The organism is Tunicatimonas sp., assembly GCF_049647865.1.
Classification (GTDB): Bacteria; Bacteroidota; Bacteroidia; order Cytophagales; family Cyclobacteriaceae; genus Tunicatimonas.
This window is the reverse complement of record NZ_JBARYM010000760.1, coordinates 1-2,940: the sequence shown is the minus strand read 5'-3', so window position 1 is coordinate 2,940 and position 2,940 is coordinate 1. Positions and strand designations below refer to the sequence as shown.

At 48.0% G+C, this 2,940-nt stretch carries 3 protein-coding genes; 2 read left to right on the top strand and 1 reads right to left on the bottom strand.

Going from position 1 to position 2,940, the window contains the following annotated elements; genetic code table 11:
- The coding region (locus tag WBA23_RS22180) for a DUF1549 domain-containing protein (RefSeq protein ID WP_424584468.1) at positions 1–1,457 on the bottom strand (1,457 nt) is incomplete at its 3' end.
- Between the two features lie 232 nt (positions 1,458–1,689).
- Between WBA23_RS22180 and WBA23_RS22175 the strand changes: the two genes are divergently transcribed.
- Together WBA23_RS22175 and WBA23_RS22170 are read left to right on the top strand one after the other, a co-directional pair.
- The gene (locus tag WBA23_RS22175; RefSeq protein ID WP_424584467.1) at positions 1,690–2,298 is read left to right on the top strand and encodes an ABC transporter permease; all 609 of its coding nucleotides are present in this window, start codon (positions 1,690–1,692) and stop codon (positions 2,296–2,298) included.
- A 42-nt stretch (positions 2,299–2,340) separates the two neighbouring features.
- Entirely contained in the window at positions 2,341–2,730 is a 390-nt protein-coding gene (locus WBA23_RS22170) for a VOC family protein (protein ID WP_424584466.1), read from the top strand.
- The last annotated feature ends 210 nt before the right edge of the window (positions 2,731–2,940 follow it).

Here is a 2,940-nt window from a genome sequence, read left to right as displayed (position 1 = left end):
TGACCAAATTCTCCCTGCTCGATCGCTGGTGCTAATGCCTGAGGATTCTTGCGGGGTTCTGGCAAGACAAGTTTAGCCTTCTGACGGGGGTTTACTACATTGACGAACTGATTATCGATGGTTTTTTCAAAGTTGAAATGAGCGATCAGGCCATCATTCAAATATTGGCGAATGTTGACCGGCTGCTTGAGCTTTACGCTTTCACTCTGGCCAGTAGTAAGTGCCTTAATTTCGTTTTCTTTCTGAGCAATTTGCTTGTCTAGAAATTGAATGATGCTGTCTTGCTTTTCGTCGGTTAGCAGTAGCGTAGGTACGGGCGTAGCGTTGTCCCAGGAAATCTGCCCGGCTTCATCTACATTGTTAAAGAAGCTAAACATCTGGAAATATTCCTTCTGCGAGATCGGGTCAAACTTATGGTCATGACAGCGAGCGCATTCCAGCGTCATGGCCATCAGCGATTTACCCAGCGTATTGGTACGGTCGGCTACGTACTCTATCCGGTACTCTTCGTTCACAATACCGCCTTCCATATTTTGGGCGTGATTGCGATTATAAGCCGTCGCCAGAATCTGCTCCCGGGTGGGTTCGGACATCAAATCGCCCGCCAATTGCCAGGTGACAAACTCATCAAAAGGTCGGTTTTCGTTGAATGATTTGATGACCCAGTCGCGCCAGGGCCACATGGGGCGGTAGCGATCTACCGAGTAGCCGTGGGTATCGGCGTAGCGAGAGGCATCCATCCAGTCGGTGGCCATCTTTTCTCCGTAGTGAGGCGAAGCGAGTAGCCGGTCAACCACTCTTTCGTAGGCATCTTCGGAGGTGTCCGCTAAAAAAGCATCGATCTCCGCCAGTGAAGGCGGTAAGCCGGTTAGGTCAAAGGTGACCCGGCGGATCAGTGTCTCTTTATCGGCTTCTGTTTGAGGTTCTAGTTTGTTTCGCTCGAGAACCCGGAAGACGAAGTTATCAATCTCGTTGACCGTCTGGTCTTGGTAGGCTACTTCCGGCACCGTCACCGGCTCGGGCGGGATAAAGGCCCAGTGCGGCTTGTACTCCGCGCCCTCTTCAATCCACCGGATAAGCACCGCTTTTTCGTAGTCGGTCAGTACTACGTTAGATTCGGGGGGAGGCATTTGATATTCCTTATCTTCCGAAAGAATGCGGTGGGCCAATTCACTGCGGTTGGCTTTACCGGGAACAATGGCAGTATTACCACTTTCTGCCAGCACTGCGAAAGCTCCCTCCGGGGTGTCTAATCGCAAGCCCGCTTTTTGTTTCGCCAAATCGGGGCCATGGCAGAAGTAGCACTTGTCCGACAGAATCGGTTTGACGTGTAAGTTGAAATCAACCTCGTCTGGCAATGAATTTTCTGCCTGGACAACCTCCGCAGGTTTATCTATTCCGCAACCCAACAGCAGCGTAGACATTCCTAAAGTGAGCCAAGCAGTCTTAAAATTCATGTAGTGGTTTTAACTTATAGTAATAAGTGCAATTATTGCCAAAAGGGTTTCATTAGTTAATGTGAACTATGAATTAGATTTTAGATGAAAATCATAAGCACTCGGTTTCTAGTGTTTGCCCTCAAGCCGAGCAGGCTCCTACCTCTAAAGGCACGTCTCTTTGGATTGAATCAGCTTTTGGGTGAAAGAATCCGTTTTGGCGACAAAGGTAACCCGAACTTTATGAAAGTGGTTGGGGTTAGTAGAAGATTTTCAACAAGGCTCATTGCACGCCGCTCTGGAACCTCAGCTTTTTCGGCTGGGTACCACCAACCGTCTGGCGGTGAAGCTTACCGGTGACCTTGCCGACGGGTTAGAACACATTGAAGAAAGCTGGGCGAGTGTATTTCCCAATACTACTTTTAACTATTCCTTTCTGGATGATACGCTGCAAAATCTATTCACTGCTGACCAAATTCGGGGACGGGTTTTTCTGCTGCTTTCGCTGGTTACGCTCTTCATTTCCTTCGCCGGTCTCTATGGACTGGCAGCCTTCCTAACCAAGCAGCGGGTTAAAGAAATAGGTATCCGGAAAGTGCTGGGAGCGGGGTTGGGAAACATTGTTATACTTATGACTCACCGTTTCCTGTTGCTGGTGGCCGTTGCGACACTACCGGCATTTATGTTAGCCCAGTACACCATGCAGGAATGGTTGGAGAACTTTGCTTATCGAACTGAAATCAGCTACGGTACGCTCGGAGTACTTTTAGTAGCTACCTTGATAATTATGTTTTTAACTACCGGTTGGCATGCCAGTCGCGTGGCTTTAGCCAACCCTGTAGATTCACTGCGAAATGAGTAGACACCCTTTGGACTGCCCTAAAGGTTTTGTTTATCTTTACTTATGCTAAACCTACTAAGAATTCATCATGTAGCTATTATTGTTTCGGATTACAAACGATCCAAGCGTTTTTACACTGAGATACTGGGACTAGAGATTATCCGGGAAACCTATCGGGCCGAGCGAGATTCTTATAAACTGGACTTACGAGTACCGGGAGGAGGGCAGATTGAACTGTTCTCATTTCCCGAACCACCCCCTCGTCCGTCGTACCCCGAAGCCGCCGGATTGCGTCACTTAGCGTTTGAAATAAATGATATAGAACGGGCAAAATCCTCTTTGGAAAGTCAGCAAATTACGGTAGAAGAAATCCGTACCGATGAAATTACCCAGAAGCGGTTTACCTTTTTGGCTGACCCCGACGGCTTACCAATTGAACTGTACGAGCGATAAAAAAAGCCCAGTAAAAAACTAGGCTTCCTATAATCGTTAACATCGATAGGGCTACATCGCTGGTTCGCTTCCTTCTAGAGTAAACGTACGCGATACGCTATTCATTGGGCTATCTACCAAGTTCCCTTCGCTGTCCACTAATTCTATGGATATCGTATTTTCGCCCATTGGCATTCCTTGGATCACGTAGGGCTGCCATTGGTCAACCAT